This window comes from Streptomyces sp. NPDC037054 (genome assembly GCF_055606745.1).
In genome coordinates this window covers 742694-767282 of the sequence record NZ_JBVJSJ010000001.1, presented here as the reverse complement: position 1 = coordinate 767282, position 24589 = coordinate 742694, and the positions used below count along the sequence as shown (strand labels likewise).

The 24589-nt window shown below is 72.5% G+C and carries 26 protein-coding genes; 18 read left to right on the top strand and 8 right to left on the bottom strand.

Annotated elements, in window-relative coordinates; all coding sequences use genetic code 11:
- Entirely contained in the window at positions 1 to 180 is a 180-nt protein-coding gene (locus ACZ7D7_RS03430; RefSeq protein WP_470821957.1) for a hypothetical protein, read from the top strand.
- A 25-nt stretch (positions 181 to 205) separates the two neighbouring features.
- On the opposite strand, the gene ACZ7D7_RS03425 is transcribed toward ACZ7D7_RS03430, so the two are convergent.
- On the bottom strand, positions 206 to 757 hold the full coding sequence (locus tag ACZ7D7_RS03425; protein WP_470821956.1) for a hypothetical protein: 552 nt from the start codon (positions 755 to 757) through the stop codon (positions 206 to 208).
- A 145-nt stretch (positions 758 to 902) separates the two neighbouring features.
- Here ACZ7D7_RS03425 and tsaB point away from each other — a divergent pair, with 145 nt between their 5' ends.
- Genes tsaB through ACZ7D7_RS03405 form a run of 4 tightly spaced genes read left to right on the top strand, consistent with a single transcriptional unit; the run spans position 903 to position 3442 of the window.
- Positions 903 to 1556: a tRNA (adenosine(37)-N6)-threonylcarbamoyltransferase complex dimerization subunit type 1 TsaB gene (gene tsaB / locus ACZ7D7_RS03420; RefSeq protein WP_470821954.1), complete on the top strand. Its 654-nt coding sequence runs from the start codon at positions 903 to 905 to the stop codon at positions 1554 to 1556.
- Between the two features lie 53 nt (positions 1557 to 1609).
- Positions 1610 to 2116: a ribosomal protein S18-alanine N-acetyltransferase gene (gene rimI / locus ACZ7D7_RS03415; RefSeq protein WP_470822451.1), complete on the top strand. Its 507-nt coding sequence runs from the start codon at positions 1610 to 1612 to the stop codon at positions 2114 to 2116.
- A complete protein-coding gene (gene tsaD, locus ACZ7D7_RS03410) occupies positions 2109 to 3188 on the top strand; it encodes a tRNA (adenosine(37)-N6)-threonylcarbamoyltransferase complex transferase subunit TsaD (RefSeq protein WP_470821953.1) in 1080 nt (359 codons plus the stop codon). The genes rimI and tsaD overlap by 8 nt, the downstream gene beginning before the upstream one ends.
- Positions 3185 to 3442, top strand: coding sequence for a hypothetical protein (locus tag ACZ7D7_RS03405; RefSeq protein ID WP_470821952.1), 258 nt, complete (start codon positions 3185 to 3187; stop codon positions 3440 to 3442). The genes tsaD and ACZ7D7_RS03405 overlap by 4 nt, the downstream gene beginning before the upstream one ends.
- Here ACZ7D7_RS03405 and ACZ7D7_RS03400 read toward each other — a convergent pair.
- Positions 3327 to 3920: a hypothetical protein gene (locus tag ACZ7D7_RS03400; RefSeq protein WP_470821950.1), complete on the bottom strand. Its 594-nt coding sequence runs from the start codon at positions 3918 to 3920 to the stop codon at positions 3327 to 3329. The genes ACZ7D7_RS03405 and ACZ7D7_RS03400 overlap by 116 nt on opposite strands.
- A gap of 213 nt (positions 3921 to 4133) precedes the next feature.
- Here ACZ7D7_RS03400 and ACZ7D7_RS03395 point away from each other — a divergent pair, with 213 nt between their 5' ends.
- The 3 genes from ACZ7D7_RS03395 (at position 4134) to ACZ7D7_RS03385 (ending at position 7074) form a co-directional block, all read left to right on the top strand.
- Entirely contained in the window at positions 4134 to 5183 is a 1050-nt protein-coding gene (locus ACZ7D7_RS03395; protein WP_470821949.1) for a LacI family DNA-binding transcriptional regulator, read from the top strand.
- 212 nt (positions 5184 to 5395) lie between these two features.
- Entirely contained in the window at positions 5396 to 5752 is a 357-nt protein-coding gene (locus ACZ7D7_RS03390) for a YciI family protein (protein ID WP_470821947.1), read from the top strand.
- A gap of 50 nt (positions 5753 to 5802) precedes the next feature.
- A complete protein-coding gene (locus ACZ7D7_RS03385) occupies positions 5803 to 7074 on the top strand; it encodes an RNA polymerase sigma factor (RefSeq protein WP_470821945.1) in 1272 nt (423 codons plus the stop codon).
- Here ACZ7D7_RS03385 and ACZ7D7_RS03380 read toward each other — a convergent pair.
- Entirely contained in the window at positions 7030 to 8196 is a 1167-nt protein-coding gene (locus ACZ7D7_RS03380) for a THUMP-like domain-containing protein (RefSeq protein WP_470821943.1), read from the bottom strand. The two genes, ACZ7D7_RS03385 and ACZ7D7_RS03380, sit on opposite strands and share 45 nt — an antisense overlap.
- 91 nt (positions 8197 to 8287) lie before the next feature.
- Here ACZ7D7_RS03380 and ACZ7D7_RS03375 point away from each other — a divergent pair, with 91 nt between their 5' ends.
- From ACZ7D7_RS03375 to groL, 4 genes are all read left to right on the top strand, one after another.
- Positions 8288 to 9253 (top strand): polysaccharide deacetylase family protein, encoded by a 966-nt coding sequence (locus ACZ7D7_RS03375; protein ID WP_470821941.1) that lies wholly within the window; start codon positions 8288 to 8290, stop codon positions 9251 to 9253.
- On the top strand, positions 9250 to 9996 hold the full coding sequence (locus tag ACZ7D7_RS03370) for a polysaccharide deacetylase family protein (RefSeq protein ID WP_470821940.1): 747 nt from the start codon (positions 9250 to 9252) through the stop codon (positions 9994 to 9996). The genes ACZ7D7_RS03375 and ACZ7D7_RS03370 overlap by 4 nt, the downstream gene beginning before the upstream one ends.
- Before the next feature lie 220 nt (positions 9997 to 10216).
- The gene (groES, locus tag ACZ7D7_RS03365) at positions 10217 to 10525 is read left to right on the top strand and encodes a co-chaperone GroES (RefSeq protein ID WP_019329594.1); all 309 of its coding nucleotides are present in this window, start codon (positions 10217 to 10219) and stop codon (positions 10523 to 10525) included.
- A 118-nt stretch (positions 10526 to 10643) separates the two neighbouring features.
- A complete protein-coding gene (gene groL / locus ACZ7D7_RS03360) occupies positions 10644 to 12269 on the top strand; it encodes a chaperonin GroEL (protein ID WP_470821938.1) in 1626 nt (541 codons plus the stop codon).
- A gap of 84 nt (positions 12270 to 12353) precedes the next feature.
- On the opposite strand, the gene ACZ7D7_RS03355 is transcribed toward groL, so the two are convergent.
- The 3 genes from ACZ7D7_RS03355 to ACZ7D7_RS03345 form a co-directional block, all read right to left on the bottom strand.
- The gene (locus ACZ7D7_RS03355) at positions 12354 to 13046 is read right to left on the bottom strand and encodes an ester cyclase (RefSeq protein ID WP_470821936.1); all 693 of its coding nucleotides are present in this window, start codon (positions 13044 to 13046) and stop codon (positions 12354 to 12356) included.
- 128 nt (positions 13047 to 13174) lie between these two features.
- A complete protein-coding gene (locus ACZ7D7_RS03350) occupies positions 13175 to 13948 on the bottom strand; it encodes an SDR family NAD(P)-dependent oxidoreductase (RefSeq protein WP_470821935.1) in 774 nt (257 codons plus the stop codon).
- A gap of 112 nt (positions 13949 to 14060) precedes the next feature.
- Positions 14061 to 14729, bottom strand: a complete 669-nt coding sequence (locus tag ACZ7D7_RS03345) for an MOSC domain-containing protein (RefSeq protein ID WP_470821934.1) — start codon at positions 14727 to 14729, stop codon at positions 14061 to 14063.
- Positions 14730 to 14821: 92 nt separating this feature from the next.
- Here ACZ7D7_RS03345 and ACZ7D7_RS03340 point away from each other — a divergent pair, with 92 nt between their 5' ends.
- Positions 14822 to 15718: a LysR family transcriptional regulator gene (locus ACZ7D7_RS03340; RefSeq protein ID WP_470821932.1), complete on the top strand. Its 897-nt coding sequence runs from the start codon at positions 14822 to 14824 to the stop codon at positions 15716 to 15718.
- A 132-nt stretch (positions 15719 to 15850) separates the two neighbouring features.
- Here ACZ7D7_RS03340 and ACZ7D7_RS03335 read toward each other — a convergent pair whose 3' ends face one another.
- On the bottom strand, positions 15851 to 16183 hold the full coding sequence (locus ACZ7D7_RS03335) for a WhiB family transcriptional regulator (protein WP_470821931.1): 333 nt from the start codon (positions 16181 to 16183) through the stop codon (positions 15851 to 15853).
- A gap of 380 nt (positions 16184 to 16563) precedes the next feature.
- Here ACZ7D7_RS03335 and ACZ7D7_RS03330 point away from each other — a divergent pair, with 380 nt between their 5' ends.
- The 4 genes from ACZ7D7_RS03330 to ACZ7D7_RS03315 all read left to right on the top strand — a co-directional run bounded on the left by ACZ7D7_RS03330 (position 16564) and on the right by ACZ7D7_RS03315 (position 20968).
- Positions 16564 to 17175, top strand: a complete 612-nt coding sequence (locus ACZ7D7_RS03330) for a response regulator transcription factor (RefSeq protein ID WP_003948568.1) — start codon at positions 16564 to 16566, stop codon at positions 17173 to 17175.
- Positions 17176 to 17441: 266 nt separating this feature from the next.
- Positions 17442 to 18029 carry a sigma-70 family RNA polymerase sigma factor gene (locus tag ACZ7D7_RS03325; protein ID WP_279548862.1) on the top strand — a complete coding sequence of 196 codons (588 nt, stop codon included), beginning with the start codon at positions 17442 to 17444 and terminating at the stop codon, positions 18027 to 18029.
- A gap of 182 nt (positions 18030 to 18211) precedes the next feature.
- Complete coding sequence (gene guaB / locus ACZ7D7_RS03320) at positions 18212 to 19717, top strand: IMP dehydrogenase (RefSeq protein ID WP_470821930.1); 1506 nt, start codon at positions 18212 to 18214, stop codon at positions 19715 to 19717.
- A gap of 126 nt (positions 19718 to 19843) precedes the next feature.
- On the top strand, positions 19844 to 20968 hold the full coding sequence (locus ACZ7D7_RS03315) for a GuaB3 family IMP dehydrogenase-related protein (protein WP_470821929.1): 1125 nt from the start codon (positions 19844 to 19846) through the stop codon (positions 20966 to 20968).
- Positions 20969 to 21359: 391 nt separating this feature from the next.
- On the opposite strand, the gene ACZ7D7_RS03310 is transcribed toward ACZ7D7_RS03315, so the two are convergent.
- Positions 21360 to 22568, bottom strand: coding sequence for a nucleotide sugar dehydrogenase (locus tag ACZ7D7_RS03310; protein ID WP_470821928.1), 1209 nt, complete (start codon positions 22566 to 22568; stop codon positions 21360 to 21362).
- Between the two features lie 273 nt (positions 22569 to 22841).
- On the opposite strand from ACZ7D7_RS03310, the gene ACZ7D7_RS03305 reads away from it, so the two are divergent.
- Positions 22842 to 24548, top strand: a complete 1707-nt coding sequence (locus tag ACZ7D7_RS03305) for a glycerol-3-phosphate dehydrogenase/oxidase (RefSeq protein ID WP_470821927.1) — start codon at positions 22842 to 22844, stop codon at positions 24546 to 24548.
- Positions 24549 to 24589: the final 41 nt, after the last annotated feature.

The following is a 24589-nucleotide window of genomic DNA, read 5'->3' as shown; positions in this document are numbered from 1 at the left end:
ATGTCCACGTCACAGACCACACCGCAGCCGTCGACGACCGCGGGAGTGTCCATGCGTGACCTGCTGGCGTCGTGCGCCGCGGCGCGGGCGGTCTCCACCCCGCCGCGCCCGTTCGAGCCCGCCGAGGCCCGCCCGGCGCACCGGCCCCCGACGGCAACCGGCCACCGCGAGGCCGCCTAGCAACCCACCGGGCCGCACCGGGCTTCTAGCGGATGACGACGACCTTCCGGCCGATCGTCGCGAACTTCCACATCGCGTTCCCGTCCGCCCGCGTCTCCCGGATGCCGCCCGTCTTCTTCTTCGGCCCGGCCGGCGCCGAGCCGTCCACCGCCGCGCTGAACCCGATGGACACCCCGTCGACACTGGCGAAGCGGACGACGTGCTCGACGGGGACGCCGTCGGAGCCGCGCACCGAGTTCGAGCGGGACGTGACGACGTAGGAGCCGGGCAGCGGGTCGACCGCGCCGGGACGGACCTCGAACGAGCGCCGGACCTCGTCGCCGGGACCGACCAGCCACACGCGGTCGTCGTCGAGCGAGTACACGACCCGGGTGCCCTTGCCGGAGCCGTCCGGCAGCGCGGCCGGGTTCCGTCGGTCGCGGGGCATCTTGGCGGCGGACACGTCGGGCGACGCCGTCGCCCGCGGCCGGGCGAACTCGGGCGGGGCCGTCGCCGACGCCCGGTAGCCGAGGAAGCCCACCGTCGCGAGGGCCGCCGCGGTGAGGCCGGCCACGATTCCGGAGCTGCTGCTTGCCACCGTCGTCCACCTCCGCCGTACGTCGCCTGCACCGTCGTCTCGCGCACGGTGACCGGACCGTCGCGTTCCGTGGCGACCGTAGCAGGAGGCGGTCACCCGCACCGGGGCGACCGTGCGGGCGCCGCCGGAGCCGTAGGCTGTTTGCGTGCTCTTGCTCGCTCTCGATACCGCAACTCCCGCCGTGACCGTCGCGCTGCACGACGGCACGGACGTCATCGCCTCGTCCAGCCAGGTGGACGCCCGCCGCCACGGCGAGCTGCTGCTGCCCGCCGTCGACCGCGTGCTCGCCGACGCGGGCCTCGCCCTCGGCGCCGTCACCGGCGTCGTCGTCGGCATCGGCCCCGGCCCGTACACCGGGCTGCGCGTCGGCCTGATGACCGCGGACACCTTCGGACTCGCGCTCGGCGTGCCCGTGCACGGCGTGTGCACGCTGGACGGCCTCGCCTACGCGGCCGACCTGCCGGGCCCCTTCGTCGTGGCGACCGACGCCCGCCGCAAGGAGGTCTACTGGGCGCGCTACGCCGACTCCCGCACCCGCGTCACCGACCCGGCCGTCGACCGGCCCGCCGACATCGCCGAGCAGGTCGCGGGCCTGCCCGCGGTCGGCGCCGGCGCGCTGCTGTACCCGGACACCTTCCCGAAGGCCCACGAGCCCGAGCACGTGTCCGCCGCCGCCCTCGCCCGGCTCGCCGCCGAGAAGCTGGCCCGCGGCGAGGAACTGCCCGCGCCCCGGCCGCTGTACCTGCGCCGGCCCGACGCCCAGGTCCCCAAGAACTACAAGGTGGTCACCCCCAAGTGACGGGACAGACGACCGGACTCCAGGGCGCGTCCGCGACTCCTGCGCTGCGCGAGATGCGCTGGTGGGACATCGACCCCGTGCTGGAACTGGAACGCGACCTCTTCCCCGAGGACGCCTGGTCCCGCGGCATGTTCTGGTCCGAGCTGGCGCACGCGCGCGGCCCCGGCGCGACCCGGCGCTACCTCGTCGCCGAGGCCGGCGGGCGGATCGTCGGCTACGCCGGCCTCGCCTCCTCCGGCGACCTCGCGGACGTCCAGACCATCGCCGTGGCCCGCGAGCAGTGGGGCACCGGCCTCGGCTCCCGGCTGCTGGCGGAACTGCTGAAGGCCGCGACCGCCTTCGAGTGCGCCGAGGTGATGCTGGAGTGCCGCGTGGACAACGTCCGCGCGCAGAAGCTCTACGAGCGCTTCGGCTTCGAGGCCATCGGTTTCCGCCGCGGCTACTACCAGCCGGGCAACGTCGACGCCCTGGTGATGCGCCTCGCGACCACGGCGACCGACGGCGGCAGCGCCGCGGACGCCTCCTCACCCTCCGTACAAGGAACCGAGATCCATGACTGACGAACCCCTGGTGCTGGGGATCGAGACCTCCTGCGACGAGACCGGCGTCGGCGTCGTGCGCGGCACCACGCTCCTCGCGGACGCGGTCGCCTCCAGTGTCGACGAGCACGCCCGCTTCGGCGGTGTCGTGCCCGAGGTCGCCTCGCGGGCCCACCTGGAGGCGATGGTCCCGACCATCGAGCGCGCGCTGAGGGAAGCCGGCGTGAGCGCGCGGGACCTGGACGGCATCGCCGTGACGGCGGGCCCCGGCCTGGCGGGCGCGCTGCTGGTCGGCGTGTCGGCGGCGAAGGCGTACGCCTACGCGCTCGGCAAGCCGCTCTACGGCGTGAACCACCTCGCCTCGCACATCTGCGTGGACCAGCTGGAGCACGGCGCGCTGCCCGAGCCGACGATGGCGCTGCTCGTGTCCGGCGGCCACTCCTCGCTGCTGCTGTCCTCGGACATCACCTCGGACGTCCGCCCGATGGGCGCGACGATCGACGACGCGGCCGGCGAGGCCTTCGACAAGATCGCCCGGGTGCTGAACCTGGGCTTTCCCGGCGGCCCCGTCATTGACCGGTACGCGCGCGAGGGCGACCCGGGCGCGATCGCGTTCCCGCGCGGTCTGACCGGGCCGCGCGACCCGGCGTACGACTTCTCCTTCTCCGGTCTGAAGACCGCCGTGGCCCGCTGGATCGAGGCGAAGCGGGCGGCGGGGGAGGAGGTGCCGGTGCGGGACGTGGCGGCCTCCTTCCAGGAGGCGGTCGTGGACGTGCTGACCCGCAAGGCGGTCCGGGCCTGCAAGGACGAGGGCGTCGACCACCTGATGATAGGCGGCGGCGTGGCGGCCAACTCCCGGCTGCGGGCGCTGGCCCAGGAGCGCTGCGAGGCGGCCGGCATCCGGCTGCGCGTGCCGCGTCCCAAACTGTGCACGGACAACGGCGCGATGGTGGCGGCGCTCGGCGCGGAGATGGTGGCGCGGAACCGGCCCGCCTCCGACTGGGACCTGTCCGCCGACTCCTCCCTGCCGGTGACGGACCCGCACGTGCCGGGCCACACGCACGAGGTGAGCGGGGAGAACCTCTACTCATGACGGTCGCCCTGATGTGGGAGGCGCGGGCGACCGACGGCCGGGGCGCGGATCTCCTCGCCTGGGCGCAGGCTCAGCCGCTCCCGGCCCGCCCCTTGCGCCGGGAGACCTTCCGCGCACCCCGGGACCGGGTGCTGGTCGTCACGTGGTGGGAGGCGGAGTACCCGGCGGAACTCCCGGAACTGCCGGACCCACCGGGGGAGTTGGTGACGCGTCCGGTCCACCGGTGGCGCTTCGAGTCGCTGGGCGCGGACTGACCGAGAGCCTCCAGGGGTCACCGGAGACGTGGCCGCGCCACAGGACGAGGCCGTTGCGGCGCTCCCAGTACGCGGCGACGGCGGCGTCGCTCAGCCAGGTCACCGCCGAGATCACGGGCAGGAGCAGCACCCAGCGGTCCCAGAAGAGGCAGCCCGGCAGCGTGACCGCCAGGTAGAGGAACAAGAGCGTCCCGTTGACCGGGTGGTCCCGGCCGAGCGGGACGTCCGGGTCCGGCGTCCGGCCGGCGTCCTCGACGGGGTCGGTCCTCTCGAATTCCCGGACCAGACCGAAGCCCTTGACACGGGTCGTCTTGACGAAGGTCCACAGGGCGAGACCGCCGGTCGCGATGCCCAGGCTCCGCCAGTCCATCTCGGGTGCCGGGAACCCCTGGACGACCGCCGTCACCGCAATGGTGATCACGGCAGCGAGAAGCGCCGAGTTGGCCGCCCTCAGCTCGTGATGAACGAGCCGGTCCATCGCGTCTCCCCCCGTACGCCCGCGCTGGATGCCGCCCAAACGTAGTTCCGGGCCGAGGGAACGAGCCACCCCGTGGCCTGAACGGTGGGTGAAATCCAGGGGTGGTGACCCGTCGCCCGAGTCGAATGTTTCGCGCGGTGGGGCGAATGTTCCGATGGTCCATGACCGGACAAGGTCTTCGTCCCGAGGTCCTGCGGGGTTACGATCGCCGCCATGACATCACCGCAGCCCGCAGAAACCCGGACGCGAGGGCGGTCCGCGCAGACCGCGACCCTCGCCGAGATCGCCCGCGAGGCCGGTGTGTCGGCGCCGACTGTTTCGAAGGTCCTCAACGGCCGAGCCGACGTCGCCCCGGGCACCCGGGCCCGCGTGGAGCAGTTGCTGCGTGCCCACGGCTACCGGCGCCGTCGTGCCGAGGCGAGCCGCTCGCCGCTGATCGACCTGGTCTTCCACGAGCTGGAGAGCGCCTGGGCGATGGAGGTCATCCGCGGCGTGGAGAACGTGGCCCGCGACGCCGGCCTGAGCGTCGTCCTCTCCGAGAGCGCGGGCCGCCTCACACCGGGCCGCAGCTGGGCCGACCAGGTCGCCGCCCGCCGCCCGCACGGCGTGATCCTCGTGCTGTCCGACCTCGACGGGTCGCAGCGCGCGCTGCTCACCAGCCGTTCCATCCCGTTCGTCGTGATGGACCCGGCCGGCGACCCGGGCGCGGACGTGCCGTCGATCGGCGCCACCAACTGGCAGGGCGGCCTCGCCGCCACCCGGCATCTGGTCGACCTCGGGCACACCCGGATAGGCGCGATCAGCGGCCCGTCCCGCATGATGTGCAGCCGCGCCCGCATCGACGGCTACCGGGCCGCCCTGGAGACCGCCGGGCTGCCGGTGGACCCCGACCTCATCCGGGCCGGCGACTTCCACCACGACGCGGGCTACCGCCAGGGCCTCGCGCTGCTGCGCCGCCCCGACCGCCCCACCGCCGTCTTCGCCGGCAACGACCTCCAGGCGCTCGGCCTGTACGAGGCGGCACGCGAGCTGGGGCTGCGGATCCCCGAGGACCTCAGCGTGGTCGGCTTCGACGACCTGCCGGTGGCCCGCTGGGTGGGCCCGCCGCTGACGACCGTGCGGCAGCCGCTGACGGAGATGGCGGAGGCGGCGGCCAAGCTGCTGCTGGATCTCGGCCGCGTGGAGGGCACTCCGGCCGCGACCCGCGTGGAACTCGCGACCAGCCTCGTGGTGCGCAGCAGCACGGCGGCGCCCCCGGCGTAGGCCCGGTCGGCGCGGGCGGCTTCTCGACGCCGCGGCCGAAACATTTCGCTCGTGTCGCCGGCTCCGTCCGGACACCCCCGACGGCGCCCGGTGACGCCCGCCGGAAAATTCTTCGGAGCAATTCCGGCGGTCGTGTCGAGAACGCCGGATCCCGATCGACGCAGGGGTGAGAGGCCGGGAAGGACCCGGCCCGACCGACCCGAGGAGTCACCGTGCCCCGCTACATGTCGCTGATCCGCATCCAGGAGAACTCCCTCCCCGCCGAGCAGCCCGGCCCCGAGGTGATGGAGCGCATGGGGAAGCTGCTGGACGAGATGACCAAGGCCGGGGTCATGCTCGACACCGCCGGTCTGCGGCCGACCGCCGAGGGCCGGCGCGTGCACTGGGACGGCCGGACGGTGTCCGTCACCGACGGGCCGTTCACCGAGACCAAGGAAGTCGTCGGCGGCTACGCGCTCCTGCAGTGCAAGGACCTGGCCGAGGCGCAGGAGTGGGTGTCCCGCTTCCTGAAGATCCACGGTGAGGGATGGGAGATCACCTGCGAGGTGCGGGAGATCGACGCGGGCTGAGTCCGCGGCTTCCTTGGCCGCCGACGGCGCCGGGTGTCGAATGGGGGGTTGTGAGCGCACAGCCCCCCGCCGACCCCCGGATCACCGTCGAGACCGTCTTCCGCATCGAGTCGCCCCGCGTCATCGCCGGCGTCGCCCGCATCGTGCGGGACGTCGGCATCGCCGAGGAACTGGCGCAGGACGCGCTCGTCGCCGCCCTGGAGCAGTGGCCGCGCGACGGAGTGCCGGACAACCCCGGCGCCTGGCTCATGGCCACCGCCCGGCACCGCGCCGTCGACCTGGTGCGCCGCAGGGAGAACTACGCCCGCAAACTCGCCGAGATCGGCCGCGACCTGGAGACCACGGCGCCGCCCGAGGAGCCCGCCGACCCCGAGGACATCGACGACGACCTGCTCAGGCTCGTCTTCACCACCTGCCACCCGGTGCTGTCCGCCGAGGCGCGCATCGCGCTCACGCTCCGGCTGCTCGGCGGCCTCACCACCGCCGAGATCGCCCGCGCCCACCTCGTCCCGGAGGCCACGATCGCGCAGCGCGTCGTGCGCGCGAAGCGGACGCTGGCCACGAAGAACGTCGCCTTCGAGGTGCCGTACGGCCCCGACCGCGAGGCCCGGCTCGGGTCCGTGCTCGACGTCATCTACCTGATCTTCAACGAGGGGTACGCCGCCACGGCCGGCGACGACTTGCTGCGCCCCGCGCTGTGCGAGGACGCGCTGCGGCTGGCCCGCGTGCTGGCGGCCCTGATGCCGAAGGAGTCCGAGGCGCACGGGCTGGCCGCGCTGCTGGAGTTCCAGGCGTCGCGCGCCACCGCCCGCACCGACACGACCGGCGGGCCGGTCCTCCTCAAGGACCAGAACCGGCGCCGCTGGAACCGCCTGCTCATCGCCCGCGGCGTCGACGCGCTCGGCCGCGCGGAGGCCACCGCCGGCGGCGTGCTCGGCCCGTACGCCCTCCAGGCCGCGATCGCCGCCTGCCACGCGCACGCGTACACGTACGAGGAGACCGACTGGCGGCGCATCGCCACGCTGTACGACCTCCTCGCGGCCCGCGCCCCGTCCCCGGTGGTCGAACTGAACCGCGCGGTGGCCGTCTCCATGGCCGAGGGCCCCGGGCCGGCCCTGGAGCTCGTGGACGCGCTGGCCGGCGTACCGGCGTTGCGGGACTACCACCTGCTGCCCAGCGTGCGGGGCGACCTGCTGGCCCGGCTGGGCCGGGCGCCGGAGGCCGCCGCGGAGTTCGAGCGTGCCGCCTCCCTCGCCCGCAACGCCCGTGAGCGGGAGCTACTGCTGCGCCGGGCGGCCGATCAGCATGGTGGGGGCGCCTGACACCCGGGTCAGGAACACCGTCGCCGAGTTCGGGCCCTGCGGTTTGACCTTGCAGCGCAGCTCCTCCGGTTCGACGGCCGAGCCGCGCTTCTTCACGGTCAGGATCCCCACCCCCCGCTCCCGCAGCAGGGCCTTCAACTTCTTGAGGTTGAAGGGGAGTTGGTCGGTGATCTCGTAGGCGGTGGCGTACGGGGTCGGGCGCAGCGCGTCGGACGTGACGTACGCGATGGTCGCGTCGAGCAGTCCGCCGTCGAGCTGTTCGGCGACCTCGGCGACCAAGTGGGCGCGGACGACGGCGCCGTCGGGCTCGTAGAGGTACCGGCCGACGGGGCGCACGGCGGGGTCGGGCAGGCCGCGGGAGGGCAGGGTGCGCGGGCCGGGGAGCAGGGTCGCCCGCACGGCGCCCGGCGCGGTCCCGAACCACAGCACCGCCTCCTTCACGTCCCCGGCGTCGGAGATCCACTCGGCCTCGGCCTCCGGCGGCACCGCCTCGTGCGGGATGCCGGGGGCGACCTTCAGGGCCGCGTGCGGCGCGGCGCGGGCCGCGCGCACCGCCCAGGACAGGGGCGGGGAGTACGCCTCGGGGTCGAAGACGCGGCCCCGGCCGCCGCGCCGGGCCGGGTCGACGAAGACGGCGTCGAAACCGGCGGTGTCCACCTCGGTGACATCCGCCTCGCGCACCTCGATCAGGTCGGCGAGGCCCAGCGCGCCGGCGTTCGCCCGCGCCACCGCCGCCGTCAGCGGGTCGCGGTCCACGGCGAGGACGCGGATGCCGGCCCGGGCCAGCGCGATCGCGTCGCCACCGATCCCGCAGCACAGGTCGGCGACCGACGTGACGCCCAACTCCTGGAACCTGCGCGCCCGGTACGCCGCGACGCTCGCCCGCGTCGACTGCTCGACCCCGTTCGGCGTGAAGAACATCCGCCCGGCGTCCTCGGCCCCGAACTTCACCGCCGCGCGCTGCCGCAGCCGGGCCTGGCCGAGCGCCGCCGACACCAGCTCGGCGGGGTGCTCGCGGCGCAGCCGGGTGGCGACGGCGAGTTCGTCGGCCGGGGCGGTGTCGCGCACCTCGTCGAGGAGGGCGCGGCCTTCGGGGGTCAGGAGCGGGGCGAGGTCGTTCACCGGGTCATTGTGGGCCAGTCGGTGGACGGTGTGCTTCCGGCGGCGGTGTCGGACCGGGTTCGGGGCGGGTGGCCTGGGAGGATCCGGGCCCATGCGAGCAGTCGTACAAAATGACAAAAGCCGGGCCTTTCGCCGTGTGTCCCGGAGCGCGCGGATCCGCGGCGGCATCGCCGTGCTCGCCGTCGCCGCCATCGCCTCGGGCTGCGCCCAGGGCGCCGCCGGCCCACGGGACCGCAGGGACGCCACCGGCGTCCGTCCCGCCGCCGGCCAGCCGCGCCTGGAGGCCGCCCCGGCCCGCGCCCTGGACTCCTACGCGGCCAGGCTCCGCGCCGCCCACGCGGCCCGCGTCGCCGCCGCGAAACGCTGGGGCCTGCGGAAGGTGCCGCTCGCCGCCCCGCCCGCCCCGAAGGCCACACCGCGGATCACCACCCGCAAGGGCTTCGAGGTCGACGGCCACAAGGCCCTCGGGCTCCCGCCGGTCTTCACCACCGTCCCGACCAAGGACAAGGTCGTCTTCCTCACCATCGACGACGGCGCCGAGAAGGACCCGGCGTTCCTGCGCATGACGAAGGACCTGCGACTGCCCTACACCGCCTTCCTCAGCGACTACCTGATCAGGAAGGACTACGGCTACTTCGAGCGGATGCGGGACAGCGGCGTGGCCCTCAACAACCACACCCTCCACCACCCCTACCTGCCCGCCCTGTCGTACTCCCGCCAGAAGCGCGAGATCTGCGGCATGCAGCGCGTCATCGAGAAGCGCTACGGGAAGCGGCCCGTGCTGTTCCGGCCGCCGTTCGGCAACTACGACAAGGACAGCCTGCGCGCCGCCAAGTCCTGCGGCATCACCCACGTCCCGCTGTGGAACGAGGAGGTCTTCGCCGACCGCTGGGCCTACCGCGAACCGGACCGCAGGCTGCGCCCCGGCGACATCGTCCTCAGCCACTTCCGGGGCCGGGAGCACTGGAAGGGCACGATGCCCGACATGATCCGCCGGTTCCTCGACAAGGTCACGGCGGAGGGCTACGCGGTGGCACGCCTGGAGGACTACCTGTGACAGGGCGCCGCCTGCCGCTCGCCGCCGCCGCCCTGACGGCCCTGCTGCTCGCGGGCTGCGCCCCCGCCCCGGACACCTCCGGCGACAACTCCCCGGACCACGCCCCGCAGGCCCTTCACGCCCCCGCGCCCCGCGCCCTCCCCCCGGTGGTCGACCGCGTCGCCACCCGCGACCGGGTGGTCTTCCTGACGTACGACGACGGCGCCGAGCGCGACCCCGCCTTCATCGACCTCGTCCGCCGGCGCCGCCTGCCGGTCACGATGTTCCTCACGGACAGCGTCGTCGGCCCCGGCTACGCCCACTTCGCGCGGCTGCGCGCGGTCGGCGCGAGCATCCAGAACCACACCCTCGACCACCCGGCCCTGCCCGGCCTGCCGTACGCGGGCCAGCGCGCCGAGATCTGCGGCCAGCAGAACAAGCTCAGGTCCCGCTTCGGCGTCCGCCCGCACCTCTTCCGCCCGCCCTACGGCCGCTACGACACGACCACCCGGCGCGCGGCGGCCACGTGCGGCATCCGCGCCCTGGTCCTGTGGCGGGCCACCCTGGACGCCGACGCCGAACTGACCTTCACGAACGGTACCCCCCGCCTGGCCCCCGGCGACATCGTCTCCCTCCCCTCCACGGACCCCCCGACCCTGCCCCTGCACACCCGCACGACCCGCCTGCTGAAGCTGATCGAGAAGGCGGGCCTGAGGGTCGGCCGCTTGGAGAACCACCTGACAGCCGGCCCGTCCGGGGCGTGAGGACGAGGCCGTACAGGCCGGCCCGCCCCCAACGCGCCGCACGGTAATTGGCACTCCGCTTGACCGAGTGCTAATCGCGGTCATAGTCTCGGCTCTGGCACTCCCCCTAGGAGAGTGCCAACAACGCGACGGGCAGGTCCGGCACCCGCGACGACGGATCGACCTGGTCGCCACCTCAGACAGTTAACCCCGTGAGATCTCCGAAGGGGGAGGTCGGATCGTGACGACCGCCAGCTCCAAGGTTGCCATCAAGCCGCTCGAGGACCGCATTGTGGTCCAGCCGCTCGACGCCGAGCAGACCACGGCCTCTGGCCTGGTCATTCCGGACACGGCCAAGGAGAAGCCCCAGGAGGGCGTCGTCCTGGCCGTGGGCCCGGGCCGCTTCGAGGACGGCAACCGTCTTCCGCTCGACGTATCCGTCGGCGACGTCGTGCTCTACAGCAAGTACGGCGGCACCGAGGTGAAGTACAACGGCGAGGAGTACCTCGTCCTCTCGGCCCGCGACGTGCTCGCGATCGTCGAGAAGTAAGTCACCTCGTAGCAAGCACCGTTTGCTCAGAACTGCGCCCCTGGCCCCCGCGACCTAAGAAGCCGGGCGCCCGGGGCGCAGTACTTTCACACAGATTTCCGAGAGGGCTCACGCTCCCATGGCGAAGATCCTGAAGTTCGACGAGGACGCCCGTCGCGCCCTCGAGCGCGGCGTCAACAAGCTCGCCGACACGGTGAAGGTGACGATCGGCCCCAAGGGCCGCAACGTCGTCATCGACAAGAAGTTCGGCGCCCCCACCATCACCAACGACGGCGTCACCATCGCCCGCGAGGTCGAGATCGAGGACCCGTACGAGAACCTCGGCGCCCAGCTGGTGAAGGAGGTGGCGACCAAGACCAACGACATCGCGGGTGACGGTACGACCACCGCGACCGTGCTGGCCCAGGCACTCGTCCGCGAGGGCCTGAAGAACGTCGCCGCCGGCGCCTCCCCGGCCGCCCTGAAGAAGGGCATCGACGCGGCCGTCGCCGCCGTCTCCGAGGACCTGCTCGCGACCGCCCGCCCGATCGACGAGAAGTCCGACATCGCCGCCGTCGCCGCGCTGTCCGCCCAGGACCAGCAGGTCGGCGAGCTCATCGCCGAGGCGATGGACAAGGTCGGCAAGGACGGTGTCATCACCGTCGAGGAGTCCAACACCTTCGGTCTGGAGCTGGACTTCACCGAGGGCATGGCCTTCGACAAGGGCTACCTGTCGCCGTACTTCGTGACGGACCAGGAGCGCATGGAGGCCGTCCTCGACGACCCGTACATCCTGATCCACCAGGGCAAGATCTCCGCCATCGCGGACCTCCTGCCCCTGCTGGAGAAGGTCATCCAGTCCAACTCCTCCAAGCCGCTGCTGATCATCGCCGAGGACGTCGAGGGCGAGGCCCTGTCGACCCTGGTCGTGAACAAGATCCGCGGCACCTTCAACGCCGTCGCCGTGAAGGCCCCCGGCTTCGGCGACCGCCGCAAGGCGATGCTGCAGGACATGGCCGTCCTCACCGGCGCCACGGTCATCTCGGAGGAGGTCGGCCTCAAGCTCGACCAGGTCGGTCTCGACGTGCTCGGCTCCGCCCGCCGCGTCACCGTCACCAAGGACGACACCACGGTCGTCGAGGGTGCCGGCAAGGCCGAGGACCTCCAGGGCCGCGTCGCCCAGATCAAGGCCGAGATCGAGAACACCGACTCCGACTGGGACCGCGAGAAGCTCCAGGAGCGCCTCGCGAAGCTGGCCGGCGGCGTGTGCGTGATCAAGGTCGGCGCCGCCACCGAGGTGGAGCTGAAGGAGCGCAAGCACCGTCTGGAGGACGCCATCTCCGCGACCCGCGCCGCGGTCGAGGAGGGCATCGTCTCCGGTGGTGGCTCCGCGCTCGTCCACGCCGTGAAGGTCCTGGAGGGCAACCTCGGCAAGACCGGCGACGAGGCCACCGGTGTGGCCGTCGTCCGCAAGGCCGCCGTCGAGCCGCTGCGCTGGATCGCCGAGAACGCCGGCCTGGAGGGCTACGTCATCACCTCCAAGGTCGCCGAGCTCGACAAGGGCCAGGGCTTCAACGCCGCGACCGGCGAGTACGGCGACCTGGTCAAGGCCGGTGTCATCGACCCGGTCAAGGTCACCCGCTCCGCCCTGGAGAACGCCGCCTCCATCGCCTCCCTCCTCCTCACGACCGAGACCCTGGTCGTCGAGAAGAAGGAAGAAGAGGAGCCGGCCACCGGCGGCCACAGCCACGGCCACTCCCACTGAGCGACTCCGCCGCGTACGGCGAAGGCCCCGTTCCGACCACGGAACGGGGCCTTCCCCATGTCACCCGCCCGGTCCGGGGGACGGTCACTCGCCGACCACGCCCAACTGCTCCATCAACCCGGCCCGGTCGTACTGCCACCACCCCTCGCAGATCCGCCCGTCCCGGAAGCGGTGCCAGGTCATGCCCGTCATCGTGAGGTCCTCGCCGGTCGGCGGGACGCCGAGGAAGTCGCCCGTGTGGCGGCCCGTCCACGTCCAGCGCGTGCACACCCGGTCCGCCTCGGCGAGCTGGTCGTCCACGCGGAACGCGTACGTGAACGCCGCCCGCCAGCCCGCGTACTCCTCGCGGATCCGGTCCGCCCCGCGCACCTCGCCCGGGTTCGACGGGTCGTGGTCCCGGTAGTCGTCGGTCAGGTGCGCCGCCAGGCCCTCCGGACCGACGCGGCCCATGTCCTCGAAGAACGCCCGCGCCGCGGCCCGGTTGAGCTGCTCGTCCCGCACCACGTCGAGATCGGTGAACGTCGGCATCCCGTCGCACAGCGCCACCATCTCCCGGAAGATCCCCTCGGTCTCCGGGAGGTTCGAGTTCCGCATCGCCTCCTCGTACGAGGGGAACTCCACGATCTCCACGAAGTGCGCCTCGTCCGACAGGTCCCTGCCGATCACGCTGTGCGTCGCCGTGCGCTTGCCCCGGGTCTGCTCGACCCACTTGTCCATCAGCCGGTTCATCTCGTCGAACCGGCTCGTCCTGCAGTCGATGAGCTGTACGAACGTCATGGGGTCCGCCTCCCGGCCCCCCTGGGGTTCCCGGCCCGACTGCCCACCCCGGGCCCGGCCGATCACCCTCAATTCTCCACCGGGCGCGCCGTGCCCGCCGCCGGGGCGCGTGCCGCCCCCGGCAGCCGCTACTGCGGCCCGAACTTCCGCCCCGTCCGCGAGGTCAACCCGCCCAGCAGATCCCGGGGCACCACCTTCACGATGCCCATGAGCGCCTTGTAGCGCGGGTCGGGAATCGACACCGTCCGGCCGCGCGCGAGATCGTTCAGCGCCGCCGCGACCAGCTTGTCCGCGTCCAGCCACATCCAGCCGGGGATGTTGTCCGTGCCCATCCCGGCGCGCTCGTGGAACTCGGTGCGCACGAACCCGGGGCACAGCGCCATCAGCCGTACGCCGCTGCCCGCCAGGTCCTTCGCCGCGCCCTGCGTGAACTGCACGACCCACGCCTTCGACGCGCCGTACGTCCCGCGCGGCACGAACGCCGCGACCGAGGCGACGTTGACGACACCGCCCCGGCCCCGCTCCCGCATCGCCTCCGTCGCCGCCGACGTCAGCCGCAACACCGCCTCGCAGTGCACCTTCAGCATCGTCAGCTCGTCGGCGAGGGGCACGTCCAGATAGCGGCCCTTGTTGCCGAAGCCGGCGTTGTTGATCAACAGGTCGACGGGGTTCCTGCGGTCCCCGAGCCGGGCGGCGACCGCCTCGATGCCGTCGTCCGCCGCCAGGTCGGCGGTCAGGACCTCGGCCTCGATGCCGTGCCGGTCGTGCAGTTCGGTCGCCTGCTCCCGGAGGCGCTTGGTGTCCCGCGCCACCAGGACCAGGTTGTGCCCGTCGGCCGCCAGCCGCCGCGCGAACGCCGCACCGATGCCCGCCGTCGATCCCGTAATCAATGCCGTTGTCATGGCGCAAGATTAGTGACCGGGAGCGCGCCGCCCCGCTTCCCGCACGCTTCCTCCCGCTCGGTGGAGCCCCGGTGAACAGCACGTCCGCGCACGGCTGTCCGAACCGCCGGACTCAGCCGCCCTGCCGCGCCACATACGTGCGCGCCGCCTCCAGCGACTCCGGGTGCAGCGCCGGACCCGCCGCCAACAGGCGTGGCAGCAGGGCCCGTTCGGTGGTCACCGCGCGGAACTGCACGGCCACCGTCACGTCGTGGTCCGGCCGGTGCACGACCCGCACGGCGTCTCCCGCGCGGATCTCGCCCGGCTCGATCACCCGCAGATACGCCCCCGGCGCGCCCCTCTCGGTGAACCGCCGCACCCAGCGCTGCTCACCCAGATGGCCCTGAAAGGTACGACAGGGAATCCGTCCGCTGGTCACCTCCAGCACGACGTCCGGCCCCACGCGCCACCGCTCGCCTATCAGCGCCCCCGACACGTCCAGGCCCTCCGTGGTGAGGTTCTCGCCGAACGCGCCGTTCGCCAGGGCGCGCCCCAGCTCGCGCTCCCACTCGTCGAGGTCCTCGCGCGCCACCGCGTACACCGCCTGGTGGTCGCCGCCGTGATGGCGGGTGTCGCACACCGCGTCCCCGGCCAGGCCGCTCGCGCCGGTCCCCTTCGGCCCGGGCGCCGCCACCCGCACCGGCCCGTCGGCCGGACGCTTGTCGATGCCGGTCAGCCCTTCCGGCTGATCCGTGTAGGGCACGGCCACCGGGCGGCCCAGATTCACAGACAGAAGCTTCATGGCGGCACGGTAGGCGAGCCACGGTCAAAGCGTCGACGCATTATCCGGCAGCGGGTCAAAGGATCACTTATCTCCTGGCTTATCCTCGAAGAGTGATCGAAGCCCGTCATCTCCGTGTCCTGCGCGCCGTGGCCGCCACCGGTTCCTTCTCGGCGGCGGGGCGCGAACTCGGCTGCACCCAGCCCGCCGTCAGCCAGCAGATCAAGGCCCTGGAGACCTCGGTCGGCACGCCCCTGCTGATCCGCAGCGGGCGCGCCATGCGGCTCACCCAGGCCGGCGAGGCCCTCGTGCGGCACGCCGCCGGCATCCTCGCCGGGCTCACCGCCGCCGAGGAGGAGGTCGCCGCGATCGCCGGACTGCGCGCCGGCCGCGTCCGGCTCGTGTCCTTCCCCAGCGGCAGCTCCACGCTCGTACCGACCGCCCTCGCCGCCCTGCGCGCCGCGCACCCCGGCACCCGTGTCTCCCTGGAGGAGGCCGAGCCGCCGAAGTCCGTCGAACTGCTCCGCGAGGGCGACTGCGACCTCGCCCTCGCCTTCCGCTACGAGGGCGCGGCGGGCGCCGAGGAGTGGGACGACCTCGTCGTACGGCCGCTGCTGACCGACCGGCTCGTCGCGCTCGTACCCGAGCGGCACCGCCTCGCGCGCGCGGAGTCCGTCGCCATCGGCGAGCTCGCCGGGGAGCCGTGGATCGCGGGCTGCCCGCGCTGCCGCGGCCAGTTGGTCGAGGTGTGCGAGGGCGCCGGCTTCACGCCCCGCATCGACTTCGCGACCGACGACTACCCGGCCGTCGTCGGCCTGGTGGGCGCCGGTCTCGGCGTGGCGGTCCTGCCCCAGCTCGCCGTCGAGTCCGTACGGCCCCGGGGCGCGCGGACGGTGACGCTGGAGCCGGCGGTGCGCCGCGAGATCGTCGCCCTCACGCTGCCCGACCTGGCGCAGGTGCCGGCGGTCGCGGCGACGCTGGACGAACTGGCGCGGGCCGCCGCCCGGTAGGAGCAGCCCCCCGCGGGACCCTCTGCGGGAAGCCCGCCCGGAGAGAACCGCCGCCCGGAAAAACTAAGGGGCACGCCTTGCGCGTGCCCGTCCGTGCAGAAACGTTCCTTCGTGTGCTTCCCCGACTGCCCTTCAGTTGTGGGCGGCGTGGTGGCCCCCGCCCGGTGTCGATGCCGAGACCAGCCGGTTGCGCGCCCGGCCCATGAGTTCCTCGCGCTCGTCCTCCGTCAGTCCGCCCCAGACCCCGTACGGCTCGCGTACCGCCAGCGCGTGCGCCGCGCACTGCGCGCGGACCGGGCACCTCATGCAGACCTCTTTGGCCGAGTTCTCGCGAGCACTTCGCGCCGCACCGCGCTCGCCCTCGGGATGGAAGAAGAGCGAGCTGTCCACCCCGCGGCAGGCAGCCAGGAGCTGCCAGTCCCACAGGTCCGCGTTCGGTCCGGGAAGGCGGGAGAAATCTGCCATTGCGTGACCCCTTGTAGCCGTTATGGGTGGATCCGGTGTCCACGACCGTACAACTACGATCTAAGAAGATGAAAATATGACTCATTGCGAATCTAGCCTCAGACACCAGCAAGTGGGAAGAAAAGGGTCTGAATGGGGCATAGGTTGTGATGAAAGATTGAGGGTCTGCTGTGCATGTCTGCACCGTGTCCGGGCCCTCACGTAGAGTGCCGAAGATGGCACACGGCCCCGTAACTCTTTCGAGTGACCGTCGTTGAGAGTGCGGAGGCGGTTGAAGCAACAAGCGCTCGGACGGACGTCCGAGGCGGTCGACCGCACAGGTGACGATTCGTACCAGCCTGGAGGCTCAAGGTGACGTGCATCAGCTGCGGAGGGCGGCCATGACATCCGTCCTCGTCTGCGACGACTCCCCGCTTGCCCGAGAGGCGCTCCGCCGCGCGGTCGCGACCGTGCCCGGCGTCGAGCGGGTGACGACTGCGGCCAACGGCGAGGAAGTCCTCCGCCGCTGGGGCGCCGACCGCTCGGACCTCATCCTGATGGACGTACGCATGCCCGGACTGGGCGGCGTCGAGACCGTCCGGCGGCTGCTGTCCGCCGACCCCGGCGCGCGCATCATCATGCTCACCGTCGCCGAGGACCTCGACGGCGTGGCGCTGGCCGTCGCCGCCGGCGCCCGGGGGTACCTGCACAAGGACGCCTCCCGCGCGGAGCTGCGGGCCACGGTGACGCAGGCCCTCGCCGACCCGACCTGGCGGCTCGCGCCGCGCCGGCTGCGGTCCGCCGAGATGGGCGCCGCGCCCACGCTCACCGCGCGTGAGATCCAGGTCCTCGAAGGCATGAGCCACGGCCGCTCGAACGCCGAGATCGGCCGCGAGCTCTTCCTCTCCGAGGACACGGTCAAGACGCACGCCCGACGGCTGTTCAAGAAGCTCGGCGCCTCGGACCGGGCGCACGCCGTTGCGCTCGGCTTCCGGTGGGGCCTGGTCCGCTAGGGCCTGCCCCGTGTCTCGTAGCGGGGACAGGAAAATCCCCGCCTGCCTCGGGGTGGGCGGGGGTGGCGGGGCCGCCCGCCGGGTGCCCGCTGCTCGTTTCGCCGCGGATGCCGCATCCTTGAGGTGTGGAGTCTCTCGGGGACGAGTCGGTCGAGCGGAAGGGGAGGGCGCAGGGGATGAGTTCCGGCGCACCTGCTCATAACGCTTCGGTGCACAACAACGGGCGCGGTGCCGCGGATCGGACGAGCGCAGGGCACCATGGACCGATGCGTGAGGACGATGCGGCCACTGCTCAGGGGGCGATCGGCGCGCTCGTTCACCGCGCCGTCGACGGGGACGAGCAGGCCACGCACGACCTGCTCGCCCATGTCCACCCCCTCGCCCTGCGCTACTGCCGTACGCGGCTGTCGCGGCTGCCGGGCGACGCCCGGCACTTCGTCGAGGACCTCGCGCAGGAGGTCTGCGTGGCGGTCCTGCTCGCCCTGCCGCGCTACAAGGACACCGGCCGCCCCTTCGAGGCGTTCGTCTTCGCCATCGCCGCCCACAAGGTCGCCGACCTGCAGCGCGCCGCGATGCGCCACCCCGGCTCCACCGCCGTGCCCTCCGACGAGATGCCCGAGCGGCCCGACGACTCGCTCGGCCCGGAGGAGCGCGCCCTGCTGAGCAGCGACGCCGAATGGGCGAAGAAACTCCTGGCCAACCTCCCCGAGAACCAGCGCGAGCTGCTGCTCCTGCGCATCGCCGTCGGGCTCACCGCGGAGGAGACCGGCCAGATGTTGGGAATGTCACCCGGTGCCGTGCGCGTCGCACAGCACCGGGCGCTGAGCCGGCTGCGGGCGCTGGCCGAGCAGTAACCCCGGCGCGCGGACGGGCGATTGCGGCGTTCGCGGCCTCCGGTGACGGGGGTGAACCGGCGGGGCGCCGGAGCCGTACGAAGATACGAAGCCCCCATGCCCTCGTGATCGTGGAATGAGACACGTCCGCTTCCCGTTAGCATGGACATCCGCACCGATCAAGGCCATTTGGGGAAGGTGTCATGACTGCCAACGTCGACGGAGTGCCCGGAAAATTCGCGACACTCGGGCTGACCTACGACGACGTGCTGCTGCTGCCGGGCGCATCCGAGGTGCTCCCCAACGCGGTCGACACCTCGTCCCGCATCTCGCGCAACGTCCGGGTCAACATTCCCCTCCTGTCCGCCGCCATGGACAAGGTCACCGAGGCGCGCATGGCGATCGCGATGGCCCGGCTGGGCGGCGTCGGCGTCCTGCACCGCAACCTGTCCGTCGAGGACCAGGTCAACCAGGTCGACCTGGTGAAGCGGTCCGAGTCCGGGATGGTCACCGACCCGATCACGGTGCACCCCGACGCCACGCTCGGCGAGGCCGACGCGCTGTGCGCCAAGTTCCGCATCAGCGGCGTGCCGGTCACCGACCAGGCCGGCAAGCTGCTCGGCATCGTCACCAACCGCGACATGGCCTTCGAGACCGACCGCAGCCGCCAGGTGCGTGAGGTCATGACCCCGATGCCGCTGGTCACCGGCAAGGTCGGCATCTCCGGTCCGGACGCGATGCAGCTGCTGCGCCGCCACAAGATCGAGAAGCTGCCCCTGGTCGACGACAACGGCGTCCTCAAGGGCCTGATCACGGTCAAGGACTTCGTCAAGGCCGAGAAGTACCCCAACGCCGCGAAGGACGCCGAGGGCCGCCTCCTCGTCGGCGCGGCCGTCGGCGCCAGCCCCGAGGCGCTGGAGCGCGCCCAGGCCCTCGCCGCGGCCGGTGTGGACTTCCTGGTCGTCGACACCTCGCACGGCCACAACAGCAACGCCCTCAGCTGGATGGCGAAGATCAAGTCGAGCGTCGACGTCGACGTGATCGGCGGCAACGTCGCCACCCGCGACGGCGCCCAGGCCCTCATCGACGCCGGCGTCGACGGCATCAAGGTCGGCGTGGGCCCCGGCTCGATCTGCACCACGCGCGTCGTCGCCGGCATCGGCGTCCCGCAGGTCACCGCCATCTACGAGGCCTCCCTCGCGGCCCGCCCCGCGGGCATCCCGCTGATCGGCGACGGCGGCCTGCAGTACTCCGGCGACATCGGCAAGGCGCTCGCCGCCGGCGCCGACACGGTCATGCTGGGCAGCCTCCTCGCCGGCTGCGAGGAGTCGCCGGGCGAGCTGCTCTTCATCAACGGCAAGCAGTTCAAGTCGTACCGCGGCATGGGCTCCCTGGGCGCCATGCAGTCCCGCGGCCAGGGCCGGTCGTACTCCAAGGACCGCTACTTCCAGGCCGAGGTCTCCTCCGACGACAAGCTCGTCCCCGAGGGCGTCGAGGGCCAGGTGCCCTACCGCGGCCCGCTGTCCAACGTGCTGCACCAACTGGTCGGCGGCCTGCGCCAGACCATGGGGTACGTCGGCGCCGCCACCATCGAGGAGATGGAGTCCAAGGGCCGCTTCGTGCGGATCACGTCGGCGGGCCTCAAGGAGAGCCACCCGCACGACATCCAGATGACGGTCGAGGCGCCGAACTACAGCGCCAAGCGATGACACGGATTCCGTAGCGGAGGGCGGTCCGGGACACCCGGGCCGCCCTCCGCGTACGTCCGGGCGGCGCCGGTGGACCCGTCAGGGATACTGGAAGGCGCTGAAACGCAACAGGGAAAGGCCACAGACGTGACTGAGATCGAGATCGGGCGCGGCAAGCGCGGCCGCCGGGCGTACGCCTTCGACGACATCGCGGTCGTCCCCAGCCGCCGTACGCGGGACCCGAAGGAGGTCTCGATCGCCTGGCAGATCGACGCCTACCGCTTCGAGCTGCCCTTCCTGGCCGCCCCCATGGACTCGGTCGTCTCCCCGGCCACCGCGATCCGCATCGGCGAGCTCGGCGGCCTCGGCGTGCTGAACCTCGAAGGCCTGTGGACGCGCTACGAGGACCCGCAGCCGCTGCTCGACGAGATCGCCGGGCTGCCGGTCGAAGCCGCCACCCGCCGCCTCCAGGAGATCTACGCCGCTCCGATCAAGGAGGAGCTGATCGGGCAGCGCATCAAGGAGGTGCGCGACTCGGGCGTGGTCACCGCGGCGGCGCTCTCCCCGCAGCGCACGGCGCAGTTCTCCAAGGCCGTGGTGGACGCGGGCGTGGACATCTTCGTCATCCGCGGGACGACGGTCTCGGCCGAGCACGTCTCGTCCTCGCACGAGCCGCTGAACCTGAAGCAGTTCATCTACGAGCTCGACGTCCCCGTGATCGTCGGCGGCTGCGCCACGTACACGGCGGCCCTGCACCTGATGCGCACCGGCGCGGCGGGTGTCCTGGTCGGCTTCGGCGGCGGCGCCGCGCACACCACGCGCAACGTCCTGGGCATCCAGGTCCCGATGGCCACGGCCGTCGCGGACGTGGCCGCCGCCCGCCGTGACTACATGGACGAGTCCGGCGGCCGGTACGTGCACGTCATCGCCGACGGCGGTGTCGGCTGGTCCGGCGACCTGCCGAAGGCCATCGCCTGCGGCGCCGACGCGGTGATGATGGGCTCCCCGCTCGCGCGCGCGACGGACGGTCCGGGCAAGGGCAACCACTGGGGCATGGAGGCGGTGAACGAGGAGCTGCCGCGCGGCAAGAAGGTCGACCTCGGCACGGTCGGCACGCTGGAGGAGATCCTCACGGGCCCGTCCCACACGCCGGACGGCTCCATGAACCTCTTCGGCGCCCTGCGCCGCGCGATGGCCACGACCGGCTACAGCGAGCTGAAGGAGTTCCAGCGCGTCGAGGTGACGGTGGCGGACTCGCAGCACAAGCGGTGACGTGACGCCGCGCTCGGCTTGAGCGGACAGGGCCTGGACCACGGGGTGGTCCGGGCCCTTTCACGTGGCCGGGCGAGGGGTGCACGAGCGGGCGAGTGGGCTGGTGGGGGCGCGAGTTGGCGGACGGGGGCGCACCCATGGGTCGTCACCGCAAGCCAACTCGCTGGGACCGGATCCGTCTTCGGATGGTGAAGTGCCGGAGGAGGTGGATTGTGCGGATCTTCGGATGGTGAGCGGCCACCCCTGTGAGAGGTAGGGGCGGACACCCGTGATCCATCCAGGAGCCTGCCGCAGTAGCCCCTGCGGTGGGCTCCGTCCGGTTTCACGGTACCGGGACCGGAGCGGCCGTGCCAGCAGCTCTCGGAGCGCTCCGGGAGGCAGGCGCCCCCCGTCACAACCGGTGCGCCGCCCCCGTTGGTGTCGCGCCCCGCGTGTCCAGCAGGAGCTGGGCCTTCACCGACAGGCCCTGGAGGTCGTACGTGCGGTGCTGCTGGAGGAGGATCGTGAGGTCGGCGTCGGCCGCCGCCTCGTAGAGCGAGTCGGCGCGGGGGACCGGGCGGTCCAGGACGTGCCAGGACGGGACGTGCGGGTCGTGGTAGCTGACCTGCGCGCCCAGCTCCATCAGGCGGATCGCGATCTCCTGGGCCGGGGTGGCCTGCTGGTCGGCGAGGTCCGCCTTGTAGGTGACGCCGAGGAGCAGCACGCGCGCGCCGCGGGCCGACTTGCCGTGCTCGTTGAGCAGGGCGGCGGCGCGCTGCACGACGTAGCGGGGCATCTGGTGGTTGACCTGCTGGGCCAGCTCCACCATGCGCAGGGTGCGCACGGCCTGGCCGGCGAGGTCCTGGGGCACGGCGTGGCCGCCGACGCCGGGGCCGGGGCGGAACGCCTGGAAGCCGAAGGGCTTGGTCTCGGCGCAGCGGACGACGTCCCACAGGTCGACGCCGAGGTCGTGGCAGAGCACGGCCATCTCGTTGACCAGGGCGATGTTGACGTGCCGGAAGTTGGTCTCCAGGAGCTGGACCGTCTCCGCCTCGCGCGGTCCACGCGCGCGTACCACCTTGTCGGTGAGCCGGCCGTAGAAGGCGGCGGCCGATTCCGTGCACGCGGGCGTGAGGCCGCCGATGACCTTGGGCGTGTTGGCGGGGGTGAAGTCGCGGTTGCCGGGGTCGACGCGGCTGGGGGAGTAGGCGAGGTGGAAGTCGCGCCCGGCGCGCAGCCCGGACCCCTCTTCGAGGAGCCCGCGCAGGAAGCCCTCGGTGGTGCCGGGGGGCACGGGGGACTCCAGGATCACCGTGGTGTGCGGCCGCATCCGGCCGGCGAGGGTGCGGGCGGCGGACTCCACCTGGCCGAGATCGAGCCCGCCGTCCGGGCCGCGTGGCGTGGGGGCGCAGATGACGGCGGTGCGGACGCGGCCCAGCTCGGCCGGTCCTGCGGCGGTGCGGAAGCCGCCCGCGAGCATCCTGCGCAGTTCGGCGGGGCTGAGCGAGCCGGACTCGGGTCCGGTCCGGTAGCCGAGGGTGGGGATGCCGGCGGCGACGGCGGCCTGGGCCAGGGGCAGGCCGTACGGGCCGAGTCCGATGACGGCGAGATCTGCGGGCATGGCGTGGGCCGTCCTTCCCAGTAGCCGAAGCGGGACAGGTGCGCAAGCCCTGTGGACTGGACGAGCGAGCGCAATGTCAGACTAGGAGTAAATATGACCGATATGTGGGATTGGCCGGTCGAGTCTCGCCGGATGTTTCCGTGAGGGTTGTCCACAGGCTGGGGCGAGTGGTGGCTGAAGTTGGGCATGGCGGTCAGAATTTGGGCATGGGGGGATCGAACCGGGCTTCGCCCGACGGGTGCGGCCTACGCGACTGACGAGCGGGAGGCAGCGGTGAGGACAGCGACACTGGGACCGGCGCAGCGCGCCGAGTCACTCGCGGCCATGGCCGAGCGCGAGCTGGACGTGCTGGTCGTGGGCGCAGGAGTGGTGGGCGCGGGCACCGCCCTCGACGCCGTGACCCGCGGCCTGTCCACGGGACTGGTCGAGGCGCGCGACTGGGCGTCGGGCACCTCCAGCCGGTCCAGCAAGCTCATCCACGGAGGCCTGCGCTATCTGGAGATGCTCGACTTCGCCCTCGTGCGGGAGGCGCTGAAGGAGCGCGGCCTGCTGCTGGAGCGCATCGCCCCGCACCTGGTGAAACCCGTGCCGTTCCTCTACCCGCTGGAGCACCGCGGCTGGGAGCGGCTGTACGCCGGGTCGGGCGTCGCGCTCTACGACGCCATGTCGATGGCCCGCGGACACGGACGCGGCCTGCCGGTCCACCGGCACCTGAGCCGCCGTCACGCCCTGCGGGTCGCCCCCTGCTTGAAGAAGGACGCGCTGGTCGGGGCGTTGCAGTACTACGACGCCCAGATGGACGACGCCCGCTACGTCGCGACGCTGGTGCGCACGGCGGCGGCGTACGGCGCGAAGACCGCCAACCGCGCGCGCGTGACCGGATTCCTGCGCGAGGGCGGCCGGGTCGTCGGCGCGCGCGTGCAGGACGTCGAGGCGGGCGGCGAGTACGAGATCCGCGCCAAGCAGATCGTCAACGCCACGGGCGTGTGGACCGACGACACCCAGGCGATGGTCGGGGAGCGCGGCCAGTTCCACGTCCGCGCCTCCAAGGGCATCCATCTGGTCGTACCCCGGGACCGCATCAGCTCCTCGACAGGCCTGATCCTGCGCACCGAGAAGTCCGTGCTGTTCGTCATCCCCTGGGGCCGGCACTGGATCATCGGCACCACCGACACCGACTGGGACCTGGACAAGGCCCACCCGGCCGCGTCCAGCGCGGACATCGACTACCTGCTGGAACACGTGAACTCGGTGCTGTCGGTGCCCCTCACGCGCGACGACGTCCAGGGCGTGTACGCGGGGCTGCGGCCCCTGCTCGCCGGCGAGTCCGACGCCACCAGCAAGCTGTCCCGCGAGCACACCGTGGCCCATCCGGCGCCGGGCCTGGTCGTCGTCGCGGGCGGCAAGTACACGACGTACCGGGTGATGGCGAAGGACGCGGTGGACGAGGCGGTGCACGGTCTGGACATGCGTGTCGCCGAATGCGTCACCGAGGACATCCCGCTGCTCGGCGCCGAGGGATACCTCGCGCTGTGGAACGCGCGAGCGCGGATCGCGGCGCGCACCGGCTTGCACGTGGTGCGCGTGGAACACCTGCTGAACCGGTACGGATCGCTGACCGAGGAGCTCCTCGACCTCATCGCCGAGGACCCCGCCCTGGGCGAGCCGCTGCCGGCGGCCGACGACTACCTGCGCGCCGAGATCGTCTACGCCGCCTCGCACGAGGGCGCCCGGCACCTGGACGACGTGCTGACCCGGCGCACGCGGATCTCCATCGAGACCTTCGACCGGGGCACGCGCACCGCCCGGGAGGCCGCGGAGCTGATGGCGCCGGTGCTGGGCTGGGACAAGGACCAGATCGAGCGCGAGGTCCGGCACTACGAGAAGCGGGTGGAGGCCGAGCGGGAGTCGCAGCGCCAGCCGGACGACCTGACGGCGGACGCGGCACGGCTGGGGGCGCCGGACATCGTGCCGCTGTGAGGCGGCCGTCCGGCGGGACGGGGCCCCCGCGCCGGGCAGCG

Coding starts and splice junctions, on each gene's coding strand:
- ACZ7D7_RS03355 (WP_470821936.1), bottom strand. CDS start 13,046: ATGACGTTCGTACAGCTCATCGACTGCAGGACGAGCCGGTTCGACGAG.
- ACZ7D7_RS03330 (WP_003948568.1), top strand. CDS start 16,564: ATGACATCCGTCCTCGTCTGCGACGACTCCCCGCTTGCCCGAGAGGCG.
- tsaD (WP_470821953.1), top strand. CDS start 2,109: ATGACTGACGAACCCCTGGTGCTGGGGATCGAGACCTCCTGCGACGAG.
- ACZ7D7_RS03310 (WP_470821928.1), bottom strand. CDS start 22,568: ATGCCCGCAGATCTCGCCGTCATCGGACTCGGCCCGTACGGCCTGCCC.
- groL (WP_470821938.1), top strand. CDS start 10,644: ATGGCGAAGATCCTGAAGTTCGACGAGGACGCCCGTCGCGCCCTCGAG.
- ACZ7D7_RS03335 (WP_470821931.1), bottom strand. CDS start 16,183: ATGGCAGATTTCTCCCGCCTTCCCGGACCGAACGCGGACCTGTGGGAC.
- ACZ7D7_RS03400 (WP_470821950.1), bottom strand. CDS start 3,920: ATGGACCGGCTCGTTCATCACGAGCTGAGGGCGGCCAACTCGGCGCTT.
- ACZ7D7_RS03430 (WP_470821957.1), top strand. CDS start 1: ATGTCCACGTCACAGACCACACCGCAGCCGTCGACGACCGCGGGAGTG.
- rimI (WP_470822451.1), top strand. CDS start 1,610: ATGCGCTGGTGGGACATCGACCCCGTGCTGGAACTGGAACGCGACCTC.
- guaB (WP_470821930.1), top strand. CDS start 18,212: ATGACTGCCAACGTCGACGGAGTGCCCGGAAAATTCGCGACACTCGGG.
- ACZ7D7_RS03395 (WP_470821949.1), top strand. CDS start 4,134: ATGACATCACCGCAGCCCGCAGAAACCCGGACGCGAGGGCGGTCCGCG.
- ACZ7D7_RS03345 (WP_470821934.1), bottom strand. CDS start 14,729: ATGAAGCTTCTGTCTGTGAATCTGGGCCGCCCGGTGGCCGTGCCCTAC.
- ACZ7D7_RS03405 (WP_470821952.1), top strand. CDS start 3,185: ATGACGGTCGCCCTGATGTGGGAGGCGCGGGCGACCGACGGCCGGGGC.
- ACZ7D7_RS03325 (WP_279548862.1), top strand. CDS start 17,442: ATGCGTGAGGACGATGCGGCCACTGCTCAGGGGGCGATCGGCGCGCTC.
- ACZ7D7_RS03375 (WP_470821941.1), top strand. CDS start 8,288: ATGCGAGCAGTCGTACAAAATGACAAAAGCCGGGCCTTTCGCCGTGTG.
- ACZ7D7_RS03350 (WP_470821935.1), bottom strand. CDS start 13,948: ATGACAACGGCATTGATTACGGGATCGACGGCGGGCATCGGTGCGGCG.